The 26322-nt window shown below is 35.5% G+C and carries 19 protein-coding genes and 1 pseudogene; 12 read left to right on the top strand and 8 right to left on the bottom strand.

The features are described from left to right. The first annotated feature begins 179 nt into the window (after positions 1-179). The 6 genes and pseudogenes from ACP6PM_RS12330 (at position 180) to ACP6PM_RS12305 (ending at position 7713) form a co-directional block, all read left to right on the top strand. Positions 180-5750 (top strand): nSTAND1 domain-containing NTPase, encoded by a 5571-nt coding sequence (locus ACP6PM_RS12330; protein WP_426584962.1) that lies wholly within the window; start codon positions 180-182, stop codon positions 5748-5750. Positions 5751-5805: 55 nt separating this feature from the next. Next, positions 5806-6030, top strand: coding sequence for a DUF433 domain-containing protein (locus ACP6PM_RS12325; RefSeq protein ID WP_426584960.1), 225 nt, complete (start codon positions 5806-5808; stop codon positions 6028-6030). Continuing rightward, positions 6027-6359, top strand: a pseudogene (locus tag ACP6PM_RS12320) (DUF5615 family PIN-like protein). Before ACP6PM_RS12325 ends, ACP6PM_RS12320 begins: the two are co-directional and overlap by 4 nt. Before the next feature lie 23 nt (positions 6360-6382). Further along, entirely contained in the window at positions 6383-6691 is a 309-nt protein-coding gene (locus tag ACP6PM_RS12315; RefSeq protein ID WP_426584958.1) for a hypothetical protein, read from the top strand. A 33-nt stretch (positions 6692-6724) separates the two neighbouring features. Further along, positions 6725-7027 (top strand): type II toxin-antitoxin system PemK/MazF family toxin, encoded by a 303-nt coding sequence (locus tag ACP6PM_RS12310; RefSeq protein ID WP_426584989.1) that lies wholly within the window; start codon positions 6725-6727, stop codon positions 7025-7027. Between the two features lie 104 nt (positions 7028-7131). Continuing rightward, positions 7132-7713 (top strand): hypothetical protein, encoded by a 582-nt coding sequence (locus tag ACP6PM_RS12305; RefSeq protein ID WP_426584956.1) that lies wholly within the window; start codon positions 7132-7134, stop codon positions 7711-7713. 1 nt (position 7714) lies between these two features. On the opposite strand, the gene ACP6PM_RS12300 is transcribed toward ACP6PM_RS12305, so the two are convergent. Both ACP6PM_RS12300 and ACP6PM_RS12295 read right to left on the bottom strand, forming a co-directional pair. Continuing rightward, positions 7715-9304, bottom strand: coding sequence for a peptide ligase PGM1-related protein (locus ACP6PM_RS12300; protein WP_426584955.1), 1590 nt, complete (start codon positions 9302-9304; stop codon positions 7715-7717). 727 nt (positions 9305-10031) lie between these two features. Beyond that, entirely contained in the window at positions 10032-10334 is a 303-nt protein-coding gene (locus ACP6PM_RS12295) for a hypothetical protein (protein WP_426584953.1), read from the bottom strand. A 344-nt stretch (positions 10335-10678) separates the two neighbouring features. On the opposite strand from ACP6PM_RS12295, the gene ACP6PM_RS12290 reads away from it, so the two are divergent. Further along, positions 10679-11290, top strand: a complete 612-nt coding sequence (locus ACP6PM_RS12290) for a DUF3318 domain-containing protein (RefSeq protein ID WP_426584951.1) — start codon at positions 10679-10681, stop codon at positions 11288-11290. Positions 11291-11433: 143 nt separating this feature from the next. Next, positions 11434-12300, top strand: coding sequence for a Uma2 family endonuclease (locus ACP6PM_RS12285; protein ID WP_426584950.1), 867 nt, complete (start codon positions 11434-11436; stop codon positions 12298-12300). A 169-nt stretch (positions 12301-12469) separates the two neighbouring features. Here ACP6PM_RS12285 and ACP6PM_RS12280 read toward each other — a convergent pair whose 3' ends face one another. The 3 genes from ACP6PM_RS12280 to ACP6PM_RS12270 all read right to left on the bottom strand — a co-directional run bounded on the left by ACP6PM_RS12280 (position 12470) and on the right by ACP6PM_RS12270 (position 16056). After that, complete coding sequence (locus tag ACP6PM_RS12280) at positions 12470-12943, bottom strand: hypothetical protein (protein ID WP_426584948.1); 474 nt, start codon at positions 12941-12943, stop codon at positions 12470-12472. Between the two features lie 432 nt (positions 12944-13375). Continuing rightward, on the bottom strand, positions 13376-14905 hold the full coding sequence (locus tag ACP6PM_RS12275) for a WD40 repeat domain-containing protein (protein WP_426584946.1): 1530 nt from the start codon (positions 14903-14905) through the stop codon (positions 13376-13378). Further along, positions 14902-16056, bottom strand: coding sequence for a P-loop NTPase family protein (locus ACP6PM_RS12270; protein ID WP_426584945.1), 1155 nt, complete (start codon positions 16054-16056; stop codon positions 14902-14904). The genes ACP6PM_RS12275 and ACP6PM_RS12270 overlap by 4 nt, the downstream gene beginning before the upstream one ends. 129 nt (positions 16057-16185) lie before the next feature. Between ACP6PM_RS12270 and ACP6PM_RS12265 the strand changes: the two genes are divergently transcribed. The 3 genes from ACP6PM_RS12265 (at position 16186) to ACP6PM_RS12255 (ending at position 20073) form a co-directional block, all read left to right on the top strand. Beyond that, on the top strand, positions 16186-17601 hold the full coding sequence (locus tag ACP6PM_RS12265) for a helix-turn-helix domain-containing protein (RefSeq protein WP_426584943.1): 1416 nt from the start codon (positions 16186-16188) through the stop codon (positions 17599-17601). A 410-nt stretch (positions 17602-18011) separates the two neighbouring features. Beyond that, entirely contained in the window at positions 18012-19199 is a 1188-nt protein-coding gene (cofH, locus tag ACP6PM_RS12260) for a 7,8-didemethyl-8-hydroxy-5-deazariboflavin synthase subunit CofH (RefSeq protein ID WP_426584941.1), read from the top strand. Between the two features lie 325 nt (positions 19200-19524). Next, complete coding sequence (locus ACP6PM_RS12255) at positions 19525-20073, top strand: FcoT family thioesterase (protein ID WP_426584987.1); 549 nt, start codon at positions 19525-19527, stop codon at positions 20071-20073. A 167-nt stretch (positions 20074-20240) separates the two neighbouring features. On the opposite strand, the gene ACP6PM_RS12250 is transcribed toward ACP6PM_RS12255, so the two are convergent. From ACP6PM_RS12250 to ACP6PM_RS12240, 3 genes are all read right to left on the bottom strand, one after another. Continuing rightward, positions 20241-21083, bottom strand: coding sequence for a prohibitin family protein (locus ACP6PM_RS12250; RefSeq protein WP_426584939.1), 843 nt, complete (start codon positions 21081-21083; stop codon positions 20241-20243). A 700-nt stretch (positions 21084-21783) separates the two neighbouring features. After that, the gene (locus tag ACP6PM_RS12245; protein WP_426584986.1) at positions 21784-22962 is read right to left on the bottom strand and encodes a cysteine desulfurase family protein; all 1179 of its coding nucleotides are present in this window, start codon (positions 22960-22962) and stop codon (positions 21784-21786) included. Between the two features lie 782 nt (positions 22963-23744). Beyond that, on the bottom strand, positions 23745-24143 hold the full coding sequence (locus ACP6PM_RS12240; RefSeq protein ID WP_426584937.1) for a DUF7682 family zinc-binding protein: 399 nt from the start codon (positions 24141-24143) through the stop codon (positions 23745-23747). A 437-nt stretch (positions 24144-24580) separates the two neighbouring features. Here ACP6PM_RS12240 and ACP6PM_RS12235 point away from each other — a divergent pair, with 437 nt between their 5' ends. Further along, complete coding sequence (locus ACP6PM_RS12235; RefSeq protein ID WP_426584935.1) at positions 24581-26230, top strand: DUF655 domain-containing protein; 1650 nt, start codon at positions 24581-24583, stop codon at positions 26228-26230. The last annotated feature ends 92 nt before the right edge of the window (positions 26231-26322 follow it).

The following is a 26322-nucleotide window of genomic DNA, read 5'->3' as shown; positions in this document are numbered from 1 at the left end:
GAAACCGGGTTTATCAACAAAATTTCGGGCATTGCATAAATGCGGGATATTTTAATAGTTTTGTGGAATGGGCATCTTGCCCGTTCCTTGTATTTTCGGACGGGCAGGAACAGAGGAGCAGGCAGGATGCCTGTCCCACTTAATATTTATTCATCCTTCTGATAAATTTAGGAGCAGTTATGGGAAAGTTAGTTACTCTCAATATTGATGGTGGATTTCAAAAGGGTTTTTCGGTGCGTTGTGAAATTTCGCAAGATATAGATTCGATAAAAAATGAACCTAGTTTAGCGATCGCTAGTAAGTCAGCACATTTACCTCCACATTCTGAAATCTTAGAACAATATCGTCATTGGCAAAGTTTATATACAAATTTAGAGGTCTTTTTTTCTAATCGTTTAAAATCTAAAGCTGGTTTGACTAATATTTCAGATGGGGATAAAAATGATGCTTTTACAGCTTGTAAAAAGGCTGCTGAGTTATTAGCTCAAACTTTTAATACTTGGTTGAGTTCCCCCGATTTTCAACCGATAGAAATTTTACTTCGGAATAATTTAGATAAATCAGAAAGTACGAGAATTTTATTGGCAACTGAAAATCATTGGTTGCGACGTTTGCCTTGGCATGAATGGGATTTTTTAAAGGATTTTCCGAAGGCTGAAATTTCCATCGCTTCTCCTAATTTTCAGCGAGTTAAGACAACAATAAAATCTGACAAAAAAGATAAGGTAAAAATTTTAGTTATTTTGGGAGATAATGCCGGAACTGATGCTGATGAACAGGTAATTCGAGAATTAATTCCTGATGCAGAAATTTGTTGGTTAATAGAACCTCAACGCACACAATTAGATGAACCTTTGTGGGGAAAATATTGGGATATTTTATTTTTTGCTGGTCATGGCAAAACTAAAGATAATGGCAGTATTGGTACGATTCAAATTAATGGTCAAGATGTTTTGACTATTTCTGAAATAAAAAATCATCTTCAACAAGCTGTTAAGTATGGTTTAAAGTTGGCGATTTTTAATAGTTGTGATGGTTTAGGTTTGGCTTATCAATTGGCAGAGAGTGAGGATTTACATTTACCACAAATTATTGTGATGCGGGAAAATTTACCTGTGGCTATTGCTCCGAAGTTTCTCCAATTTTTTCTGGAAAATTATACTCAAGGTTTATCTTTATATAGTTCTTTGCGGGAGAGTCGGCAAAGGTTACAAATATTAGAAAAAGATTTTCCTTGTGTGAGTTGGTTGCCTGTTTTATGTCAAAATCCTGCGGAAATTCCTCCCCGTTGGTTGGAGTTGGGAGGAAAGATTCAGATGTCTCCCTACAAAGGATTGAGTTCTTTTACTGAAAATGATACGGAGATATTTTTTGGCAGGAAAGTGTTGACTAATTCTTTGTTGTCAAAGGTGGCAAGGCAAAATTTAGTTGCTGTGATTGGTGCTTCTGGTAGTGGAAAATCTTCTTTAGTTGCTGCTGGTTTAATTCCTCAATGGTTGGCTCAAGCTACGGAATTTTTACCCCGTTTTGTGGTGAAAATTCGTCCTGGTTTTCCTCATCCGAATCCTTGGGAAAATTTGGCTGAGGAATTGGGGAATATTTCACCTAATTTAACTGCAAATAATTTATCTTTTTTGGATTTGGTGGTAAATTTGGAGGCTAATTATGGGGAGTTAGCTAAATGTTTAACTGCCATTGTGCAAGAAAAGAATGGTTGTCAAATTTTGTTGGTAATCGACCAATTTGAGGAACTTTATACTTTATGTTCTGAGGAGAAACGTCGGTCATTTTTGGCAGGTTTGGTTGAGGCGGTTCGGGAAGAGAGTTGGAAGATTGTTTTAACTTTACGGGCAGATTTTTTATCTCAAGCTTTAGATGAAGATTTGGGTAAGATTTTTGATGAACGGGATAAGTTAATTACTCCTATGAATGATGAAGAGTTGAAGGAGGCGATCGCTCTGCCTACTCAAAAGTTTGAAGTAGAATTTGCGGATGAGTTAATTAAGAGAATGATTCAAGATTATCGGCAAAATTCTGGTCATTTACCGATGCTGCAATTTGCTTTGGAGGAGTTATGGAAAAGGCAAAAATATGGAGTAATTTCTCTGACGAGTTATGAAGAAATTGGAGGTTTGACTAAAGTTTTAGGGGATTATGCGGAAAAGATTTATATTGGGTTAAGTCAGGAGGAGAAAGAGCAGGCGCGATATATTTTTACTCAATTAGTACAACCGATAAGTCAGGAAAAATCGGGGGAAGTTAGTCGCATTGCTACTCGGAAAATTGCCACTTTTGCAGATATTGGCAAAGAAAATTGGCAGTTAGTAATTAAATTTGCCGACGAGCGTTTGGTAGTGACAAATAAGAAACTGTTTGAGAAGTATTGCACAGAGAATCCTAAAAACCTAACCCCCCTGCCCCCCTTCCCTACAAGGGAATGGGGCTTCAAAGCCTCTCTCCTTGCAGGAGAGAGGTTTGGAGAGAGGTTTTTTATGGGTTTACAAACACTTCTAAGAAAAACGATGAATCCTAAAAACCTAACCCCCCCTGCCCCCCTTCCTATCCCCCCTAACCCCCCTTTGAAAGGGGGGAGGGGAATGGGGGTTTCAAAGCCTCTCTCCTCGCAGGAGAGAGGTTTGGAGAGAGGTTTTTCTGAGTTTACAAACACTTCTAAGGAAAAAGATGTTGCTTCTGTAGAGTTAATTCACGAAGTTTTAATTACTGCTTGGAGTCGGTTAAAAAATTGGATAGAGCAAGATTGGGAATTTCGACGTTGGCAAGAGAAATTAAGGGATAATTTGAGTCAGTGGGAAAAGGAAAAGAAGGATGACTTTTTGTTGCAAGGAGGTTTGTTAAAAGAGGCAGAAAGTTGGTTGGAAAAAGCAGAGCAAAAAATTCCTGAAAAAGAGAGGGGGTATGTTGAGAAAAGTAGGAAAAGACGAGAGAGAGAGCGGCAAAAACTTATTTCTGGGTTAAGTGTTGGTTTGGTGATGGTGTCATTATTTGCTGTGGGAGCGGTGTGGCAATGGCAACGTGCGGAAAGACAAAGTTTGATTAATGAAGTAGATAGTTTGAGTAATTTAGCATTGAATCAATTTCAGTCTGGGGAAGGTGGAATTAGTGCATTAATGACGGCGATGGATGCAGGGCAAAAGTTGAAACAATTGGTTAAAGATGATGAAAAGTTGGGGAATTATCCGACTACTCGTCCTTTGTTGGCGTTGCAGACTATTACTAACAATATTAAAGAAAAAAATGAGTTTCAGAGTTATAATTTGGGTAATGCTGAATTCATTAGGCAAGCTTTTTTTACTCCTGATGGTAAGCACATTGTTTCACATAGTTTTGCAGATGGCGAAAGTAAAGTAATAATTTGGAATTTAGCAGGAGAGAAAGTTACTGAATGGCAAATACCTGAAAAGCTAGAAATTCATAAGTTAGCAATTAGTCCTAATGGTAAATACATTGCTACTATTGCGGGAAGAACAGGTACATTCTATATTTGGGATTTTTCTGGAAAGAAAGTAGCAGAATCATCAGAGTTGGTTGACGGATATTCAATAGTTGAATTTAGTCCAGATAGTCAGTATATTGCTGTAACATCAACACTGAAAGTAAACGTAGATTTTTTTGATTTATCAGGTAAGAAAATTAAAGAATTAAAAATTGATGGAAGTGGAACTATACAGAGTTTAGAGTTTACTGCTAATGGCGAAGAGATTGCAATAGGAAATGCTGTTGGTATGGTGCAATTTTGGAACTTAAAAACCTTGGAAAAAATTAGAGAATTTAAAGCTAACACCAACCAAGTTATTGAAATAGATATTAGCCCTGACGGACAGCAAGTATTAACTTTGGGAGTTGATATTAATTCAGATAAAATTGTTGGTGTTTCACCCAAACTTTGGGATTTATCTGGTAAAAAAATAGCAAATTTCGGTTTCTTTTTCCAATCTATTACTAATACAGGTATTGCTGGAGGTGTTAGTTTGAGCCCCGATGGTAAACAAATTGCTATAGCAATTCCTGGTGAAGGAGCAGTCATATTTTATGATGCTACATCAGGAAAGCTCACTGCTAGCTCGACAATAAGTTTTACTTCTGGTTATAGTTTAAACTATAGTCCTGATAGTCAAATAATTACTATTTCAGGAGCAGAGGGAATAAATTTGTTAAGTAATAAAGCCAAGTTTTATGTCGTAGAATTACCTACTAATTATGAAATAGAAACTACGCAAATGAAAGTAAAAGGCTTTATTGATTTACAGTACAGCGCAGATGGCAAAAAACTTGTGGTAATCAACAAATATCCTAAGTCTAATTATGTCGATATTTGGGATTGGCAACAAGGGGAAAACATCAGAATTAACTATGGTAATTTTGCAGAAAATGAAATGTTGAGTAGTTACTTCACCTCTGGTGATTTTTTTGAAAAAGCTATTTTTGCTAGTATGACTCCTGATGGTAAATTTATCGTACTTGTTACCAAGGAAGGCATCCAAAAACTTGATTTAGAAGCTAATTTAATTTCCCAATTAAAAACAAATGTTAGTTCGGAAGAAAGACTATTAATGACTTGGTTTGGAGGAAAATATAAGGCTGATAGAAAATATAGTTCTAATTTAGATGGCAGCAAGATAGCTACAATTGGCACTTATGGTGAGTATTGGGAAAATATTCTACGTTTTTGGGATTTATCGACACAGGAAGTCAAGCAATTTAAAAATAATTCCCTTTCTCCAATTATTGGTCGAGTTTTAGTTAGTCCGAATGGCAAATATATTCTTACTATTTCATCAGGTATAGGTAAACTTTGGGATGCTTCTGGAAACTTACTCAATCCTTTAGATGTAAATGGAAAGTCCTTACAAGGGGATGAATTGTCCATGCTAGCTATTCTATTGGATGTCAAAAAAGAAAAAGTTGGTTTTCGTGAGGGAGTAAGAATACTGGATGTCTGGCAAAATTCTACAGCAGAGGAAGCAGGTTTAAGAAGCGGGGATAAAATTCTAGAAATAGATGGTCATAAAATTTCTGACACAAAAAATATAGATGAAATAAACACTTTACTTCTAGGAGAACCTGGTACTCATGTAAAACTTAAAGTTGAAAATCGTAGCAGTATAAAAATTGAAGAAAAAACTGTTCTTAGAGAAAAAGTAATTTTAGACATAAGTAATTGGCGACTTTATATTGGAAATACAGCAAAATTTAGCCATGACAGTGAATATTTGGCAACATGGGATTTAGGAAGTCAAAATTTATCCTTGAGAAATATCAAGACGAAGAAACTTGTTGAAATTAATAATCAAGGCGGAATTGTGGGTGTATTTTTCAGTCCTGATAATCAACTATTGGCAACAGCAAGTATAGATTATTCAATCAAAATATGGGATTTTTCTGGAAAGCTAATTAGCAATATTAAACTGGAACAAATTCCTAGTGGTGTCCTGACTTTCAGTCCTGATAGTCAACAAATTGCGGTTTTAAGTCATCCCAATGAATTAAGTATCTGGAGTATTAATGGGAAACAAATTGCTAAATATACAGTTCCCGAATCAGACCAAACTCAAATTGTCTTTTCCCCTGATGGTAAATATATAGCAACTGGTCAAAGTAAAGTATTTATTTGGCAGAATAAAAACTTAAACGAACTATTAGCAACAGGATGCGATTGGTTGCAAGAATATTTAACTAACCGCCCCCAAGAAAAAGAGAAATTAAAAGTGTGTCAAGAGGAAATTAAATAGTTAGAAAATCCTGGAATTTGTGTAAAATAAAATTATCCTAATTTATCAATAAAATATGCCAGAACAAAACATTATTACTATCGAACCAGGAAAACGCAGTGGAAAACCTTGTATTCGAGGTATGAGAATAACCGTTTACGATGTACTTTCCTATCTAGCTGCGGGGATGACTTATGAAGAATTATTAGAAGATTTTCCCTATTTAACAAAACAGGATATTTTGGCTTGTCTTAGCTATGTTGCTGAACGGGAACAACAAACTTTAATAGTACCTAAATGAAACTTTTATTTGACCATAATTTATCGCCTCGTTTAGTGTCGCGTTTAGCTGATATTTATCCACAGTCTAGTCATCTTTATTTTTTAGGATTAGACCAAGCTAGCGATCGAGATGTATGGTAATATGCTCGCGATAATCAATATATTATTGTCACTAAAGATGCTGATTTTTATGATTTGGTGATTTTACTTGGTTTTCCTCCTCAGTTAATCTGGATAAGAGTAGGAAATTGCACAACATCTGAAATTGAGATACTTTTACGTTCTCGGTATGATGATATTGTAGCTTTGAGTCAAGATGCTAGTAATTCAGTTTTAGTTCTATATTAAAAGATCAGATAAGGAAGTCAAAAATGTCATTAAAATCAACAGACCCCACAATCCTTGAAACAGCTAAAGAAAAGCTAGTAAATCTTTCCCCGGAACGACTAAAAATAGCCCTAGATTTCTTGACTTATCTCCAAGAAAAAGATGAAACAGATGCCCGCTATTTAATGAAATTACCATTAGAAAAAAGACGAGAAATTTTAGCAAAGCAAGCCGAAAAAATGTTAGCACATTATCAGCAAGATAGAGAATGGCAAGAATTACAAACTTGGGATGAAAAAAATAAACTTCAGGATTTTAAGCATAAGCTTTCAGACGGAGGTACTGATAACTGATAACTGATAACTGATAACTGAAATAACCCAACTATTGGAGCAGAAATTCAAAAAGTTCGTCCGGCTATTATTATTAGTTCTGATGGAATTGGCAGATTACCAATTAAATTAATTGCACCGATAACTGATTGGAAAGATTATTTTGAAAATGATAGTTGGCATATCAAAATCGAACCCGATTTAGAAAATAATTTAACCAAGGTTTCTACTGTCGATCTATTGCAAATCAGAGGAATGGATTTGCAAAGATTAGTCAAAAAAATCGGTGTTTGTTCTCCTGAAATTATGAAGAAAATATCGACAGGTATTGCTTTATTAGTAGAATATGATGGTTAAATTTTTTCATAGACAGAAAAAGAAAGTGAAATACTTTCTATTTATGGGTTAAAATTATAAGCGATTGCTATTATAAATTAATAAAACTAATCAAAAGATAAACTATGACTAATCAGTCTGTCTTACCTAAAGAGAAAAAAAATCAGAAACCAGGAATTAGACTAACAGGAAACCAAAAAAGTTGGCTCATATCTGCTCATGTTATTTCTGGAGCAATTTGGTTTGGCACTGCCCTTTGTATGCTAATTATGGTTTTCAATAATTTTAACAGGACTAACGGTGATGAACTTTACGGAATTAATTCAATTGTAAAATTATTAGATGATTGGGTAGTTATTCCCGCTGCTAATATAACTTTACTAACTGGAGCCTTACTTTGCTGGTTAACAATTTGGGGATTTTTTAAATTTTATTGGGTAATTACTAAATGGATTCTTACTAGTACATTGATTATTTCTGGAACACTGTGGTTAGGACCTTGGACTAATGCAATGACAGCTATTTCTGATGCAGAAAGATTAAAAGCTTTGAGTAATCCTCTGTTTATGTTTGATACTCAAGCCATAGTTATTGGTGCATCAATTCAAATTTTGAGTCTGATTTTCATCTTTATTATTTCCTTTTTGAAACCTTGGGGAAGAAGAGATATTAAACCTAACAATAATACCAAGGTTTCAACTACATAAATTAAATCTCATTATTCCAAGAAATAGAATTAGTTGGGGGTAATCCCCAGCTATTATTATCTCCTGTTGTTTCATTATCCAAAGCATCAATAACTTTTTGATAAATTTCCTCCGCTTGTTCAGGAGAATTGCCAATACTCGTTAAACCTAATTTGCCAAATTGTGATAAACAACCCATCATGTGAAATAACGTTCCTGTCTCAGTACCACTATCAAAATGTAATCGATTCAAAGCAATAATATCCATTAAGTCATTAGGCAATAAACCCCGATAACGACTTTTTTGTAAATTATCGGTAGCTTTGTAAAATTTTGCCCGCTCCTGCTGACTATAAAATAAACCAGTGTCATAATCATAACTTCCATTTGTTAATAACTTTAATGTCATAAATGGATGAGTTGTACCACCCCGACGCAAGTTAATTTCAATCGCAAATAAATCCCATTTTGGCGATTCATTTGTACCCCGATCTACAGCGACAAAATCTACTCCAAATTTATCTAAAGCACCTTTTTCAGCTAAACTTTTTCCTATTTTTATACCTAAATCTTGTAAATTTAATCGGTAAGTTTCATCAGCAGGAAAACGACAACCGAGAAAAATTTGCCCATCAGGTCCTCCCAAAATTTGGTCATGGGTAGAGATAATTTCGACTTCACCTTTGGGGGTAATTCGAGCTTGTACGCTGGGCGATCGCTTTACCTCTCCCTCTATGAATGCTTCCGCTATTGCACCTAACTCAAAAATGCGCTTACTAAAATTTTTCCAAGTTTCATTAACAGACTGAAACCGCAGTGCCGTAAAACTATTAACTATAGCTTTCACCCTGTCGCTCTTCCCTACTTTTTGTAGTGGTTGTAAATCTAACAGCGCATTACCTTCCCCCGAAAAACCCTCATTCAACTTAATCACTATTCGTTGAAGGTGAGGTTGCCGTTCCCACAACTGCGCTGTTACTAATGCCAGATCGTCAATATTCCAAACTAACTCACTACCATCAGGATGAGGAATATTACATTCAGCAAATATCTGCCTACTGCCACTTTTAGTACCCCAATAACTCAAATCTGGGTCCGATCCTAACACAGGGATACCCAACTGCAAGGACAACTCTCGTTCGAGTGGGGTACAGTTATAGCAAACCATGTAAGATTTTTCCCGACGCAACGCTTGTCGAATACGCTCAATGAGACGGGGACGTTCTAAAATTTTCTCAGTTAGAGGTCTCGCAGAAGCATCATAAGTAGCAAATAGGAGCAGGCGATCGCGGGCGTGGGAAAAGGGAATTCCTGGTAACAGTTGCAAGTAGTAGTCAATAATGCTGGGATGCAGAGGTTCAGAAGTAACATAAATTAATCGGGTGCGGGGGTTACGCAGACGTATTAAAGAAAATAGATGTCGTTCTTCATAATTGTGAACACCCTCTACTTTGAGCAACTCTCGTTGGTCTAGGGTTACAGAAGGGATAACCAAAATATCCGAGTCACCCTGGTCAGAGAAATCTATACTTTGCCAGCGATCGCGCAAATGAGTTTGTAGTTCCCTAAATAGTAAGGCTTTTTCTTGATTAGCAGTGTTTAATTTTGTCATAGTTTTTATCAATTATGATTGAATTTGATAGAACCAATTTAACATCTATAATAATCAGCATTCGTAAGTATAAGTAATCATCAGGAGCGAGGAAAAAATCAGCCATCAAATTTAATTTGATCCTATTAAATATTTACGAAAATTCAGCACAAAACCTCTATAAAAAGGTTGTGATATCTTAGTTTTTACCAAAGGTATGTTGCCAAACTTACTTCTGCTCTACTTCTGACTCTTACTAAAAAAACTTCATATTGAAAAAGATACCAATTAGGTTCTATAGTCATTCCAGTTAAGATTGAGACAAGGTTTTCTTGCCTTGAAAGAGTTTCAGTTAAAAAAGTGATTCAGTCTTATTCAGAATGATTATATATAACTATTCTACTATACTGAAAAAAGTGCTAAAGAAGTAATAATAGGTAAGTAGAGTAAGCTAAAATAATACGTTGCATCTTTAGTCATAAAACCCCTTAAGCCATTGAAACTTAATCAATATTACTATGACTAAAACTGCCATTTAAAATTATTGGTGTTGCTGAAACACGGTATGAAATTACTAAATTTATAATGTGTAAATCAGACCTATTTCCCCTCTAACTGGCACGGAAAAAGCTCCTTTCTAACTCCTGACTCCTGACTCCTGACTCCTGACTCCTAACTCCTGACTCCTGACTCCTGTCAAATCATACTTTTATTCACCAACGCCAAATTATTAGTTGAGGATTTTGACTTAAAGGTCTAAATCTAGATCCCCCAGATCGCCATCTAAATCACTCATATCATTATCTTGCTCACCACGAGCATACTTAGAAGGTGGGCGATCGCTACTCCAAGCCCACCAACTGGTATTACAATGACAATGATAAAATTCTTGCCATTTGCGGCGACTATTTTCTGTATATACAGGCGATCGTCGATTAATCCATGCTGCTTGTGCTTCCATTGTAGTTGCTCCACATTTGGGACAGCAAAAATCAAACCCATGAATTGCTGATTCAGTCCATTGGGGAGGAGTTGGATCAAAAGCTTCCATTCTTTACTCTCTTATCATATAATTTTACTTATGTCAATATTTTAACTCAAAACTAGAGGAAAAATTTACCTACTATATGAGAATTTTATCCTGAATTCAGCTAATCTAAAAGCTAGAGGCATAAATTGAAGTCAGAAGTCAGAAGTCAGAAGTCAGAAGTTTAGATAGGAGGAATTTGTTGGATTGGCAGGGTACAGAAGTTAAATTGCTGCTGTCACTAAATTTGAGAGGTGCAAGAATATCCTAAGCACTCTGGTGACTGCTATAGTTAGAATCTGCCGTACTTTTGTTTTAAGCAAATTTATTATAAAACTTTATATAATACTTTGGGGGCAGTTAAAAATATGAATCCTGAACTTTCTGAAACTAGTCGTTTATTCGATATTATGCCCGCTTCTGGTCGAATGATGACAAAAATAGTTGGAAAACCAGAGCAACCTACAATTATTAAAACGACCTTTCCTGTACCATGGAAAAATGATCGGACGATCTATCTAAATTTTGATTTATGGATGAATTTACCTAAAGCACAACGAGATTTAATCATATTGAGAACTGTGAGTTGGTTATGTGAAATTCAATGGTTTAAACCAAATATAAATCAAGGAATTTTGGGAGTTGGGTTACTAGGAATAATTTCCCAATTAACTGAAGCTGATGTAGTTGGAATTTTGGTTGCTAGTGGTTTAAGTGTAATTGGTTTGACAAGAATTTGGCAGAGTAATCATAGTACACAAACAGAATTAGCAGCAGATGAAATGGCAATTAGAATAGCAACTAGAAGAGGTTATGAAGCACCTGAAGCAGCTAATCATTTATTACAAGGAATTGAAAATTTAGCAAAAATTGAAGGGCGTAATAATTTTAATTTTACTGAGTTAATTAGGTCTCAAAATTTAAAGGCGATCGCTGGTTTATCTCCAGTAGGAGTACCAGAAAAAGTGAGGAAAGAATAATTGTAGTAGTGGAAGCATTTTTCTGTCTATTTTTTTTGTAGCATAGATATCTTGTCTGTTGGTTTTATATTCAGCAATGCCTAAAAAACAACTAAATTTTTGCTAAAATTAAGACAACAATATCAAATATTGATGGGTTAGTGATGACGGAAACAAACATTCAAACTGAACTACTACGACCTTTTCCTGACCATACCCAACTACCAGAGTCAGACGGTACATTTGTGAAAAACTTCCAAGAGCATCCCCAAAGCATTATTCTTACAGACTCCATTACTCCAGTTTTGCAGCGTATTCACCCTGATGGAGAATATGCGATCGGACAAGACTGTGGCATATATTGGCGGGAAACAGACCCCCCCGAACAAGGTGCAGTTTGCCCAGATTGGTTTTATGTTCCTAATGTACCCCCTTTACTGGATGGTCAATATCGTCGCTCTTATGTTATCTGGCGAGAACATATTGCACCATTTATTGCTTTAGAGTTGGCATCAGGTGATGGTGCAGAAGAACGAGATCGAACGCCTGTATCTCGAACATCTGAGGGAAAGAAAATTAAACCTGGAAAGTTTTGGGTATACGAACAGGTTATCCGAATTCCTTATTATGGCATTTACGAAATTACAAGCGGTCATCTGGAAGTTTATCACTTGGTGGATGGGTATTACCAGCAGATGTCACCAAATGAGCGGGGTCACTATCCTATTGAGCGTTTGGGAGTAGAATTAGGACTTTGGCAAGGTAATTATGACAATCAATTTATGTTGTGGTTACGTTGGTGGGATGCAGAAGGTAATTTGCTGTTAATAGGAAACGAACGTGCGGAAATTGAAAAAGCAAGAGCGGAACTTGCTGAGTCTGAACTTGAACGTACTGAATCTGAACTTGAAAAGGCGTTGCTTATCCAAAGGAATGCTATTTCTCGGTTATTGGCAATGGGTTTAAGTATAGAGGAAGTTTCTGAAACTCTCAGTTTGAGTGTTGAGGAAGTTCAGAAAATTGTGGAGTAATAGATGTCAAAGCAATGTAGGGATCTTCTATGGAACGTCCCTACTATTTTGTCAGATAGACGATTTCCCACAAACAAACAGCACAAATCCTGCTGAAGTTATTGTCAGTTTAGCTGCTCTGAGCGAATAAATATTTTTTTGTGATGATCGGACTGCCTTTGAAACCAGACTAGATGAAAATTTGTTTGCTGGGTTGCCTTGCGGTAGCTGGATTCGATTTAGTATCTATAAATTGCACAGAATGATAAGTATTAATCCATAAGTGAGCGCCACAACTTGCTGGTTTATAAGGTCGATAGACGATTTGGCAAGGACCTGAAATATATAATTCATAACCATAATAGTTATCATTGCCGTGCTTGAGTGACACTACAGGTTCCAATTTCTCTGGAGACTTAGTTTTATTACTTTTAATTATGTTTTGATTGACATGAATCATTTTTGGTTTAATAGATTCTTGCTTGCGCCACATACCTTTCGGACCACGCCGAGCCGGAATTATTACAGGCATTCCACTTTCAGAAACTGGAATTTCCCAGAATCTACCTTTTTTTTCAGCTCCTTTAACTCTTCCTTGAGCTAATAAAACTAATAAACGTTGACGAGACATACCTAATAAAAAAGATGCTTCTTTAGTACCCATGATTTTTTTATCAACTGTTGGACAATAGTTAAATATACAAGAGTGGGAAAACATGAAAAAAAAGTTACATAATAATAAGTATAAACAAAATTGTTGCTTTTGTCAACAAGAGGGTTTGCTGAAAAAGTATGAATGGTTAGGGTAGGAGTCAGGAGTTAAGAAAATTATAGAGGAGTTAGGAGGAATAGTTGTCCCTTTCTTTCTATGATTGTCTGCCCAAAATCATAACTTTTTGGCCACTCAAAAAGAGAGAACAGGGGGAGAGTATTAATAATTTATAGATAAGAATGACTTTGTTGCATAAAAATTTTAGAAGCATTATAAAACAAGGATTTATCAATAAATCTTATTAATAAGTATTACACTGCAAGGACTGATATTTGTGCAACAAAGGCAATAAGAATTGATTTTATTTTTGATTATCGAAGATGTTTATTTGATTTGCTCCCATGTAATCAACTTACCATCTTTACCACCACTAATGAGTTTGCCATCAGAAGTAAACACTACTGAGGTTACAGCACTTGTATGTTTGTTTCCTACAAAAATAGCTGTTTGACTTTTCAGACTCCAAATTTTAATCCTTCCATCATCGTCTCCACTCGCAATTAACTTTCCATCGGAGCTGAAAGCTAACGAGTTAACAATATTTGAATGTTTTCTTTCGTGGCGATCGTATCCCTCGCCTGTTTTCGTATCCCAGAGTTTGATTGTGTAGTCATCACCACCACTTGCTAGGATTTTACCATCGGGGGAAAATGCTAATGAATTAATAGGGAGTGGAGCAGCCGAAATAGTCATTTTTTCCGTTAGACTTGGTACTCCTAATCCTAATTCCCAAATCTTAATATTACCCTTTTGGTCTCCACTTGCAAGAATATTGTTTTTGTTATCAACTGCCATACACCTGATTTGAGTATCATGTTTTGGGATAGATGTAGTTTTTATTTCTCCTGCTCCACTTGCATCCCATACTTTAATGCTTCCATTATTGTCACCACTAATAACTGTTTGACTATCAGGAGTAAAGACTACTGCTTGTACTCTTGCTCTACTCGATATGCTATTTTCGTGACTCCCCAGTTGCTTCGATTCTTTCGTGTTTAAATCCCAAAGTCTGATAATATTTTCATCAAACTCTTCAATGACAGCAGTTACAATAAATTTACTAGTGGGGTCAATTACAATTGGGGTTGCATTTCCTCCGAATAATTCCCTTTTATTTAATAGTGTCTTCTCTTTAAGACCTTGAATAACTATTTTGTTTTGACCATATCGAATAGCAATTTCTTGACCATTAGGAGATACAGCAATTGAATTAATCTCTCCACTAAATTTCCTAAGAATTTTAGGTTGCCATGATTGAGAGTGATCGCCTAAAGATTCATCCCTAGATTTATCCTTTTCTGATAATTGTTCATCAGTTAATAATTCAACTTCTTTGTGAGCTTTATTTCCAACAATATAATCCTCTAATTTAAGAAGTTTAAAAGCATTATCTTCATTGTGTTTTTCTGACAATGAAAATGATTGAGAATCATAAGCAGGAATTGGGCTAATTTTCTGCCAAAATTTTTGATAATTGTCAATAATTTTCTTGTGAAATTCATCAAAATCCTCTGAAGTCACTAACAGATTTGTTTCAGAAACATCCCCTTTAAAAACAATACCTTCAACTAAACTAATGACTCTACCAAATGAGTCTTTGAGAATACCATCTCCAGAAATACCTATATCTGTTTCCACACCTTCAATAACTCGGAAAACTAATGTTAAATCTTCGACTTTAGAGTTAATAATTCTCCGATAGTATGCAGTATCTTTGTCAGTTATTTCTCCTCCTGCTGCCTGAGCAAGTATGAGCGTATAATTTTTTTCACACATAAAATCAGGAGCTACAACTGTTCTATAATCAAGGTACTTATTTGCACTTACTAAAAAACACCAAACTTCCTTATTCATAATACATTTCTCAAATCTGATTCTGGAAAATCAATATCTAGTTGATTTTTAATCAATGAAAAAGAATTAACAGCGGAGTCGAGTGCTGTTTTTTCATCAACCACTTTGTTGAGAGATTCTGCTTGTTTAGCACGTAATTCTTCTGTTCTTCTTTGAGCTTCTGCTACTTTTTCCCTAGCAGGTCTTTCAGCAGTTTCAATCAAATTTTCGATAATATCTTCACCAAACTGATATTCTTCGGGTAACGATTGCTGTAGTTTTTTGACTCCCCCACCAAGAAAACCCAAAAATTGCCCTAGTCTTTCCCCAAAACTTAATTCTGCCTTAACTTCTATCTTTTTGCCTTGTTCTGCTGTTATTTTTTTGATCAATTCTTCCACTTGATTTTGAATTATGTCAGGCAAAATACAAGCTAAAGGTACTTCAAGTTGAAATGGTTTAGGCAAGACACCAACGTTTTTTGCCATACTACCATCTTGTAGTAAAGTCGCAAATCCTTTGCCAACTGAACTAACAGGAATGAGTCTAACTGGGGTTCCAGCTTCATTTCTAGCTCTGACTAAATTAGTAAACTCTTCAATTTCAAGGAGGCGATCGCGTATTTGTTGGAGACTATAATGTGGTTCGACAATATCCCATTTACTAATAACAAAATGTACTGGTTTGTTTTGAATTTTTTGCACCTCTTGTAACATATTTGGCAGCTCTCTGGAAACAAAAACCATACCTGGTTTTTCCCGACGCATCAGATTACAAAGTCTTTGACCATCTAGTAAGACTAGCATGATATCTGCGGCTTGGATTTTATTATTAAACTCTTCGTCTTCTTCCTCCATTTCGTCAGTCAACCTACCACCTGCGTAGTCTATGTAAATAAATTTGCAGGCATCATAAATAGACAAATCTTTTGTTTGTACGCAACAAGTAAATTTCCATTCCGATACTTCAGACAATTTATTTCCGGTAGGCCATTCTTCCTCAAAAGCTATTTGTGTGTAGATGTTATTTAAACGCTTTCTTTTTTCTGCACCTTCAACTTTCAAAAAAAAGCCTAGTTTCCCATGTGTAGATAGCTTTTTGTACATACTTGCTAAGAACACAGTTTTCCCAGACCCACTTGGCCCAAGCATAATAACTGAGTAAGTATTCATAACTTGTGGATTAGTTTATTTGTCAATGTCCTAATACTCCATTTTTCCCGATCAATTCTGGCTTTGTCAGTAGGAATTGTGAGAAATTTTCTCTCAATTTGTTTGTAGGATTTGTAGGAAATATACGATTTGTTTGCTATAATTCCTAAAATTCCTAACATTTCCGAATCTATGGATATTCAAGAAGTTTTGAAGTTAGCTGAAGAGCTAATTTATGACCATACTGGAGAAAATTTAGACTATATGCAAAAAACTATATTGCAACGCACTTTAGAAGGTCAGACTTACAAAAAAATTGCTGAGGAAACTTATGCTAGTGAAACTCATGTTAGGTATATCGGTGCTAAATTATGGAAAACTTTATCAGAAGTACTGGGTGAAAATATTACCAAAACAAATTTTAGAACAATATTAGAAAATGCAAGTATTTACAATTTTGCACCTGTTTTTTGTAGAGATAACGTAACAAGTAACATTAATATCTGTCCGTCAAACTCTCGCGCTTCCCCAACAAAAACCAACTCTCAACAAACACCAACTCAACATATTATCAACCTAGACAAAGCACCAGAAATTATCAACTTTTATGGTCGCACAGAGGAACTTTCTACCTTATCAAAATGGATAGTGAGCGATCGCCTCCGTGTCATATCTCTTTTAGGAATAAGTGGCATTGGCAAAACGACCCTTTCTCTAAAGTTAATCCAGCAAATCAAAACTAATTTTAATTACATCATTTATCGGACTCTCCGCTTTTCTCCCACCCTCACCACAACTATCACTAACCTCCTGGAAATTTTTGCACCAGAAATAGAAACTTCAGACAATATCGAAACTCTATTATCACAACTACAAAAATACCTAGAAAAATATCGTTGCTGCATCATATTTGATGACGTACAAAAATTATTTGCTACAGGAAAACTTTCAGGTCAATACAAATCTGGTTATGAAGATTATCGAGATTTTTTTCAACTACTTGTCACAGTCTCCCATCAGAGTTGTTTGCTATTAATAAGTAGAGAAAAAATTCCAGAAATTACCAAATTAGAAACAGAAAATTATCCAGTACGAACCTTGATTTTAGGAAGCTTAGGAGCTGCTGCAAATGAAATCTGCCAAAAACGCCAATTAGCAAATCGAGAATCCTGGGAAAAATTGATTAATAATTATCAAGGAAATCCCCGATGGTTAGAGATGGTAGCAACAACAATTCAAGAATTATTTGGCGCTCAAGTAGCAGAATTTCTGGAATATGAAACCCTAATTTTACCAGAAGCATTACAAACAGAATTAGAACAACAATTGCAACGTTTATCTTCTGTGGAAATAAAAGTTATGGAGCAAATTGCCAACCAAAGCAAACCTATTTCAATAGGAGAAATAATTAACAAATTACAACTATCTATTCAGGAATCTGTAAACTTAATTCAATCCCTAAAAAAACGATTATTATTAGATAGGCAGTCAGAGAATAACTTGACAGTATTTACTCTTAATCCTGTCTGGAAACAATACTTAAAAAATAAAAGAGAGATTGAATAGAGTCAATAAAATTGGTCAAGCGCAGGCAAGTAGCGATCGCTATCCAAACCTGCAAAAGTAACAACTGACTCTGTAAACTCCTGTGCCAGAAGTTGATTATTTTCTGATTACAGCGCTTTTGCTGATTGATGGACTACATCCTCACAACCAAAAACCTGTAGAGACCTTCAATAGAAAATCCCTACTAGCGCGTCTAGCTTTAAAATGTAGGTTGAAAAAAACCTAACCCCTCAACCCCCTTTCCTACTAGCGTTGGGGGAGAACAGTCCCCCCTCTCCTTGCAGGAGAGGGGTCGGGGGAGAGGTCTTAAGCAAACAACCCACAATTTTAGTGTAGACTCCCTACTACTGTGGTTTGCTTAATTGAAAACTGCTATAAACGTTCTTACTCTCACCTTTTACCAGATAAACATGACTACTTTCAATTTGACAAACCAAAACCTAGATTTAAACTTAGAGACAATTTTAAATCGCGCTCTCGAAGGTTACGACCTATCCCCAGCAGAGACACTTTTATTATTATCTCCAACTACTCAACAAAATTTTGGGAAACTTACTTTAACCAAACTTCCACCAGAAATAACCGCTATCCAGAAAACGGCAGACCAACTCCGACAACAACAAGCAGGTGATACAGTAACTTACATTATCAACCGTAATATAAATTTCACCAATATCTGCGAACAACATTGTAGTTTTTGTGCATTTCGTCGAGACGAGGGGGATGCTGGTGCATTTTGGTTAGATATCAATCAAATTTTAGAAAAAGCTAATGATGCGGTGCAACGTGGAGCGACAGAAATTTGTATGCAAGGAGGATTAAATCTTCAAGCTAAAGTTGCTGGAAAATCTTTACCTTATTATTTGCAACTGGTAAAAGGTATTAAGGATGAGTTTCCCCAATTACATTTACACGCTTTTTCTCCCCAAGAGGTGCAGTTTATTGCTAGGGAAGATGGGGTGAGTTATGAATATGTAATTGCTGCTTTGCGGGATGCGGGGGTGGGATCGATGCCAGGTACTGCTGCGGAAGTTTTGGATGATGCAGTGAGGCGAGTTATTTGCCCGGAAAAAATTGACACGGCGACCTGGTTAGAAATAGTAGGTACGGCGCATCGGTTGGGAATGTCAACTACAAGTACCATGTTGTGCGGTCATATTGAAACCCCTCAACAACAGATTTTACATTTAGAGAGATTGCGTTTTCTCCAACAAACTGCCATTGAAAAAGATTATCCAGCAAGAATAACAGAGTTTATTTTATTACCATTTGTGGGGCAAGAAGCACCTGCACCTTTGCGTCGGAGGGTGGGGCGAGACCAACCTATTTTGTTGGATGTTTTATTGTTAACGGCGGTATCGAGAATATTCTTAGGAAATTGGATTATTAATCATCAACCGAGTTGGGTAAAAATTGGTTTAGATGGAGCCAAGGAGGCATTAACGTGGGGTTGTAATGATATTGGTGGTACCTTAATGGAAGAACATATTACAACAATGGCAGGTGCTGTTGGAGGTACTTGTATGGAAGTGGAAACTTTGCAGGAAGCTATTAGAGATTTAGGGAGAAATTATCAACAAAGGAATACGCTTTATTGAAGTCATAATTTAGAAGTTATATCATGCTTTCTGTTGAATAAAAACAATGGTAAATTTAGTAATGTCGTTAATGTCCTAACTGAGTTAAAACAATGATACAAAAGGAATATTTACAAAAAATAGACAATGATTACCTGATCAAAGCACTTAAGAGACTGTTTGTAAAATAAGTATTAAGAGAACATGCGAGTGACTAAAATCTAAAAGCGGTAATACTTCAAGAGATTGAAATTTGGTAGGTAGAGAAGTATTCAGTACATATATTCCTAGATTTTTAAGCGACAAATATTTGTCTTGATTTCTTCCTCCTTATTCCCTATTCCCTATTCCCTATTCCCTGTTCCCTGTTCCCTGTTCCCTGTTCCCTGTTCCCTATCTCCTTTTTATATTTCCTTTACAAACAATCTCTAAGCCATATTCAAGCAAGGGAACAGTATATCTCCAGGAAGCATCTATTTTATCCTTGGGAAAATTACAATCTGATAGTAATTATATTGTTGAGGGGACATTCTCAATTGAATCATCTTGCTATATTGATGATACAGGACATTTCAATGCAGTTGAATTTGTAATTTGTTACAATCAAGTTATGGTTGTTTCTCTTGCCTATGCTACAAAAAAAAAATTACTGCTTTGTCTACAGGAGATGACTGTAGAAGAGTATTATAAGTTTTGGCCTAGTAATATTTATATTACGAGGCTTGATAGTACTTATAAATCTGTAATCAACTCGAAAGAATTCTTCTGTAAGTTTGAAGTTATTAAGGAACGAAAAGGAGCCAAATTAAGTATTCTGAAAACCCTTATAGAACTTTCAGATCGTCAGGGAGGTATGGCTTCAGGGGAGGTTGATTTAGCAATTAAGCATTCATAACTGAACTTTCCCTAGCTTAACGCAGAAATACCTAACTCAACAAAATTATTTCAGGTTTTCTATAGTTAAGATTCTGCTGATGGCTGACAAAATTTGAGAGTATTCAGTTCAAATCAAATTCCTCACTAAATACTCTCTTCTGCTTACCTTATTCCTTATTTTAACTACTAATTTTCATCCATATTACTAAGATTGAAAATAAAAGGAACGTTCTGAGACTTTTCACTACCAAGAATTAAAACTTTAGGCATTTGAGAACCACCTTTTTTCCAAGCTTCTATCGCTTCTTTTTGTAAAACTAACTCACCACCTTGTGCTTTTAATGTTTCAGCTAATAGTTTTTGAGCTTCTGCCTTACCCTTAGCACGATTAATTTCTGCTTCAGCTTCTTGCTCTGCTTCCTCAGCAATATACACTGCTCTTTGCGCTCTTTGTTCCGCAATTTGTTTATCTTCAACTGCCCTAGCAAATTCAGGAGAAAAAGTTAGATCGATCACGCTAGTATCTAACACAATGATTCCATATTTCTCCAAGCGAGAACCTAAAGCATTATCAAAGTCTGATTTTAATTCTACCCTTTTTGTAATAGCTTCTTCAACAGTTCTTCTAGCCGCAGCAATTTTAAAAGATTCTTGAGTTTGTGGTGCAATTACTTTAGCAACCAAATTTTGTAGAGTGCCTTGTTCTCTTCTAATTTTTACTATCCGCACTGGATCTAAGCGAAAGTTAATGGCAAAACTAGCAGATAATTGTTGTAAATCTTTTGTCGAACTTTGACCAGGAACTTCAAACTTTTGCACCGTCACATCATATATATCAACCTCAGAAACAAGAGGAGGTTTAAAGTGAATTCCTTCTAGCAAAGCTCCATCTCTAGCTTTACCTAAGATACTCAGAACACCCGCTTGACCGGGATTAATAATTACAAACGAATTAAAGCCAATTAGCAATATTACAGATAAGACGGTTGCTAATATTAATGTTTGTAAACTTTGTTGTTGACTTTTCAATTTATCTACTCCGAAATTTAAGACTACAACTCTTGAATTTTCTTTGTCAATCTTAGTTGCAATTGAAAATTAACACTCAAATTATATAATATTTTTATAATCTGCCACACACTATTTTTTTTACTGTTTAGGAAAGTTGTAGCTACTAGACAAATAATATCTATTTCCAATTAGTTTATTTTTAGAGCTAGCATTTCTAAAATATACCAAATTTATAAATTTTTGCTACAAATAGCTAGAATATTTTTTAGGAGTCAGGAGTCAGAATGAATAGTTTTGATACTTTTTTTTCTGTCTTAATTTATATTTTTCGTCAAATATACATTTTTAATAAAGTCTTTTAATAGTCCTTATTATTCGTAACATTCTTTTTCCAAAATGGTATTAGTTATGAAACTAGATGAGAATTTTTTCTTTTGCTCACAACTTTGCTATTATACCAATCCACTTTAAAAATTTCACAAATAGTTGGGAATTGATAATGTGAAATAATAAGGTGAAGTTACTGTATAATCAAACTTTTAAGCCATTCAAATGTCACTTATGACTTCTGACTTTTGACTTCTGACTTCCGTGAAACGGTATACCTCCTACTATTTCCTATTATCCACTCTCTTAAATCTTGAATTCTCTGTTCATATTTCAAATTTAGGTAGTGGTGTAAAAAATTGAAGTTTTTTTGTGTTCCCTATTCCAAATATTAGCAATTAGAAACGGCTAATCTCTGAGGCATCAGTCTTGCTAAAATTTGCTTCAGTACCATCGCCGTCCAATCAATATCAGCTTCCGTTGTTTCTCGTCCCAATGTTAAACGAATACCCCTAATAGCCACATCTTCAGTATATCCCATTGCCAATAATATCGGACTCGGAGCTATTTTACCACTATGACAAGCTGAACCAGCACTAATACCAATTCCAGCTAAGTTCAATTGTCGCACTAGAGTTTTACCAGTAACCTTATCACCTGTTTCACCTTCCGGAGGCACAATACAAAAACTAACATGATGAGGTAATCTATGTAATCGATCGCCAGTACAAATTACATAAGGGCTATCTGCCATCTCTGCAAATAAGCGATCGCGTAACCTAATCAACCTTGATGTTTCTGTAGCTATCTCTTCATTAGCTAATTCTGCCGCTAAACCAAAACCAGCGATCGCTGCTACTGCTTGAGTACCAGAACGTAACTTCATCTCTTGGCCTCCACCACCCAATAAAGGGACTAACTCCACACCCTCTCGTATATAAAGTGCCCCTGCACCTTGAGGACCATAAATCTTATGACTAGATAAAGACAACAAATCTACTGGCAGTTTTTGTACATCTACTGGTAAACGCCCAACCACCTGAACTGCATCAGTATGAAACAAAACCCCATGAGAACGACAAATATTACCTAATTCTGCAATAGATTGGAGAGTGCCAACTTCACTTTGGCCATAAATTATTGAAACTAAAACTGTATTCGGTTGTAATGCAGCTTGTAGTTGTTGAGGATTTACCCTTCCTTGTCTATCCACAGGTAATCTTGTCACTTGCCAACCCCAGTTTTCTAGCATTTTTGCTGGTTCTGAAATAGCAGAATGTTCTACACTAGAGATAATTATATGTTGGGGTTTTCCATAGCAACGTGCTACACCCATTATTGCCATATTATCAGCTTCTGTTCCCCCAGAAGTAAAAATAATTGATTCTGGGACTGTATTAAGAAGATTTGCTACTTTTATTCTTGCCCTTTCCACTAATGTTGCCGACCTTTGGCCCCATGTATGTAAGCTAGATGGATTACCCCATTGTTGGGTAAAAACTTGCTGCATAAAAGCGATCGCTTCTGGTCTTGTTGGTGTTGTGGCACTATAGTCTAGATAAATTTGCATCATTTTTGTCGGTTTGTTTTCTTATGCTAATTTTGTCGAAATTATAGTTATAGCGCTACGCGCTAGGGAATAGGGAACAGGGAACAGGGAACAGGAGACTATCAAAGGATTTGAGGATTTATAAATGTCCTAACCTATTTGCGTAGCGCTATACTTATTTGGTTTTAAATATCTCCAAAAATTAAATTTTAGTCAGGCAATAACTCTAGATCAATTTTTGAATTTTGGTTCAGATAAAACTGAATTACTCCGACTTTACCTATTCTGAATGAGTAGGTCTTATTCCATAATTTTATCGTTTTTTATGGAGATTTATTTTAGCTTAATAATTGCCCAAATTACTAATTTTTATTTAATTATTTATGTCAACTTGAAAATTTGCAATATATAGGGTTTCCATATAAGTTTTGAAAGTATATTTTCATTTTTATCTACAATAAAAATTCTCTGATTACTTTCCATTCTTCCCTATTATATCTGATGGTTGAATTGCTCAATAAATGTAAATGCTATATATACTTTTAAACTTCTCAAATATTCTCTGATACTTCTAAGCAGGTAGACAAAATTAATTACACATTTTATCAGAATGAATTTATTATACTGTATGGCTCACATCAAATTAGGATAGATAAACAATTTTGTAATGGTGCTGAACCTTTGACTTTTCAATTCCAAACAATTACTAATGTAGAACTTTGGAAATAATCCACTAGTTACAAAATACTCGGAGCCTTATTAATCAATACTTTTACCTTTTTACTACCCCGTAGTGGCACCAACTACTTAGGTTTACAAACATTATAATCTTCATGGGACATCACCTTCTGTGGTACAACAAAACTCCCATAATCTTGACAAATCATTCTATAGTTTCGGGTAACAGGTATACTCACAATAAAACGATTGTGGCGGAGTCGTTTACCTCCAAATTCCCGATAGCTTTGATGATTATTTAATCCAGAAATAATTGTTCTAGCTTTAACTACTACATAGTCTGGTAGACCCTTCAAGTCTATCAAATCACCATCGAAGGAAGCTTCCCACTCTAACTTTTTCTCTCGTTTTTCCGCTATTTGTTCGTCAACTCTTTGCTGTACCATTTGCTCTTGTTCACAGCGATGGCATTTTCTCCCATATCCTTTATGGCCACACGGAAAAGTCCTTTTTCTTTTCGGCATAAAACAGCAAAGTTAGTTCTCACTAGGTTCTCTCAGTTTTGGCTATCATTCTTACTTCTCAATAGCATAGCAAATGGACAATACAGAAAACATCTCTACAGAAAGCAAAATTTAAGTTAACTATAACTTTAAATTATCGGCTATTATGGCACAATCCTAAAAATTCATTACTTGCTCAAATTTCGGTAGAATTAACATTGAGAAATATTTAACCTACAGCCCACACCGTAGCTTACTATAGATCATACTTTGTCAGGAAGCCTATATAATTTAAGTCAGAAGTTAGAAGTTAGAAGTTAGAAGTTAAAGAAAGCAGCACGAATAAATTTGAGAAGTGCGAGAATGTTCTAACCGCTCTGGTGGGTACTATAATTAAATTGCTCTTGCGTTTACGTTTTAGAGCAATTTTTTTTAGATGAAGTAATAGGTTATTGACTTTGCTAATATCAGTACCATTTTCTTCTATTCAACAGTGCTTTGGCTATGTTTTACTATTGGCTTTTAGCCTAACTGCTTGTCTGAATCAACCTCAGCAGTTGGTTCCTCCTGTATCCCCATTGCCACAAGACCCCTTAATTAAATCTTACTTTAATCAATCCCAAGCTTCAAGATATACTGAACCCCTACGTCAGCAAACCCGACTGGGAGAAAATCTCGAAGAAATAATTGTTAATACTATTGCTGATGCTACTTCTAGTGTAGATGTGGCGGTTCAAGAGTTACGTTTACCAGCCATTGCTCAAGCTTTGGCCGAACGGTATCAAGCTGGGGTGAAAGTGCGAGTTATTATTGAAAATACCTACAATCGTCCCTGGAGAAGTTTTAGTCCATCTGAGGTCGCTCAAATGTCTGAACGAGAGCGCAATCGCTACAATGAATTTATTCAGATGGCTGACATTAACATGGATGGTGATATTAGTCAAGATGAAATTAATCGTAGAGATGCTCTAATAATTTTAAGTAATGCAGGAGTTCCCTTGATTGATGATACTGCTGATGGTTCTAAGGGTAGTGGTCTGATGCACCACAAATTTCTAGTTGTGGATGGTCAAACTATTATTGTTACGTCGGCTAATTTTACTACCAGTGGTATTCATGGGGATTTTTCAGAACCCCTGAGTCGAGGAAATGCTAATAATCTTTTAAAAATAGAAAGTTTTGAATTAGCTGAACTATTCACAGAAGAATTTAATATCTTATGGGGAGATGGTCCTGGAGGTAAACCAGATAGTAAATTTGGCGTAAAAAAACCATTTAGATCTGTGAAGCAAGTATTGGTTGGCGATACAAAAGTTGCAGTAAAATTTTCTCCTATTTCTAATAGTCAATCTTGGCAAAAAAGTGTCAATGGTTTAATTAATCAAACATTAGAAAAAGCACAAACATCTATTAATTTATCCCTATTTGTATTTTCATCACAACCATTAGTTAATACCCTAGAAAATAAATCCCTACAAGGAGTCTTAATCCAAGGTTTAATTGACCCTAGTTTTGCTTATCGTTACTATAGTGAAGGATTAGATATGATGGGAATTGCCCTAGCAAATAAATGTAAATATGAAACTGATAATCGTACTTGGCAAAAACCAATATCTACAGTAGGCGTACCTAACTTACCTCCTGGCGATCGCCTCCATCACAAATTTGGAATTATTGATAATTCCATTGTAATTACTGGTTCTCATAATTGGACTGAAGCAGCTAATCAGAACAATGATGAAACTTTATTAGTAATAGAAAATTCCACAGTAGCAGCTCATTTTGACCGTGAATTTCAAAGACTTTATCAAACAGCAACTATGGGTATACCATCCTGGTTGATGAAAAAAGTTGAGATACAAAAACAAGAATGTGGTGATCGATTAACAGAAACTGAAACTTCGGTAATAGATACTAACAAGAAAATTAATCTAAATACTTCTAGTGCTGAAGAATTAGAAACATTGCCTGGCGTCGGACCTAAATTAGCAGAGCGAATTATTAAAGCTCGAAAAAATAAACCCTTTACATCTTTAGCAGACCTAGATCGAGTATCTGGAATTGGACCTAAAATGTTAGACAAATTAAGCGATCGGGTGACTTGGTAATTTGTTAGAAAACTATAATTACTTGTAGTCATTTGATGCTCACTCGTGATTCAGGTAGAAATTAGGGAACATTTTTATGTTATAATTTCCTC

The organism is Dapis brunnea BLCC-M229 (genome assembly GCF_050015995.1).
In the GTDB taxonomy this organism is placed as follows: Bacteria; Cyanobacteriota; Cyanobacteriia; order Cyanobacteriales; family Microcoleaceae; genus Trichodesmium.
The sequence above is the reverse complement of the archived record's forward strand: the minus strand, read 5'-3'. Positions and strand labels throughout refer to the sequence as shown.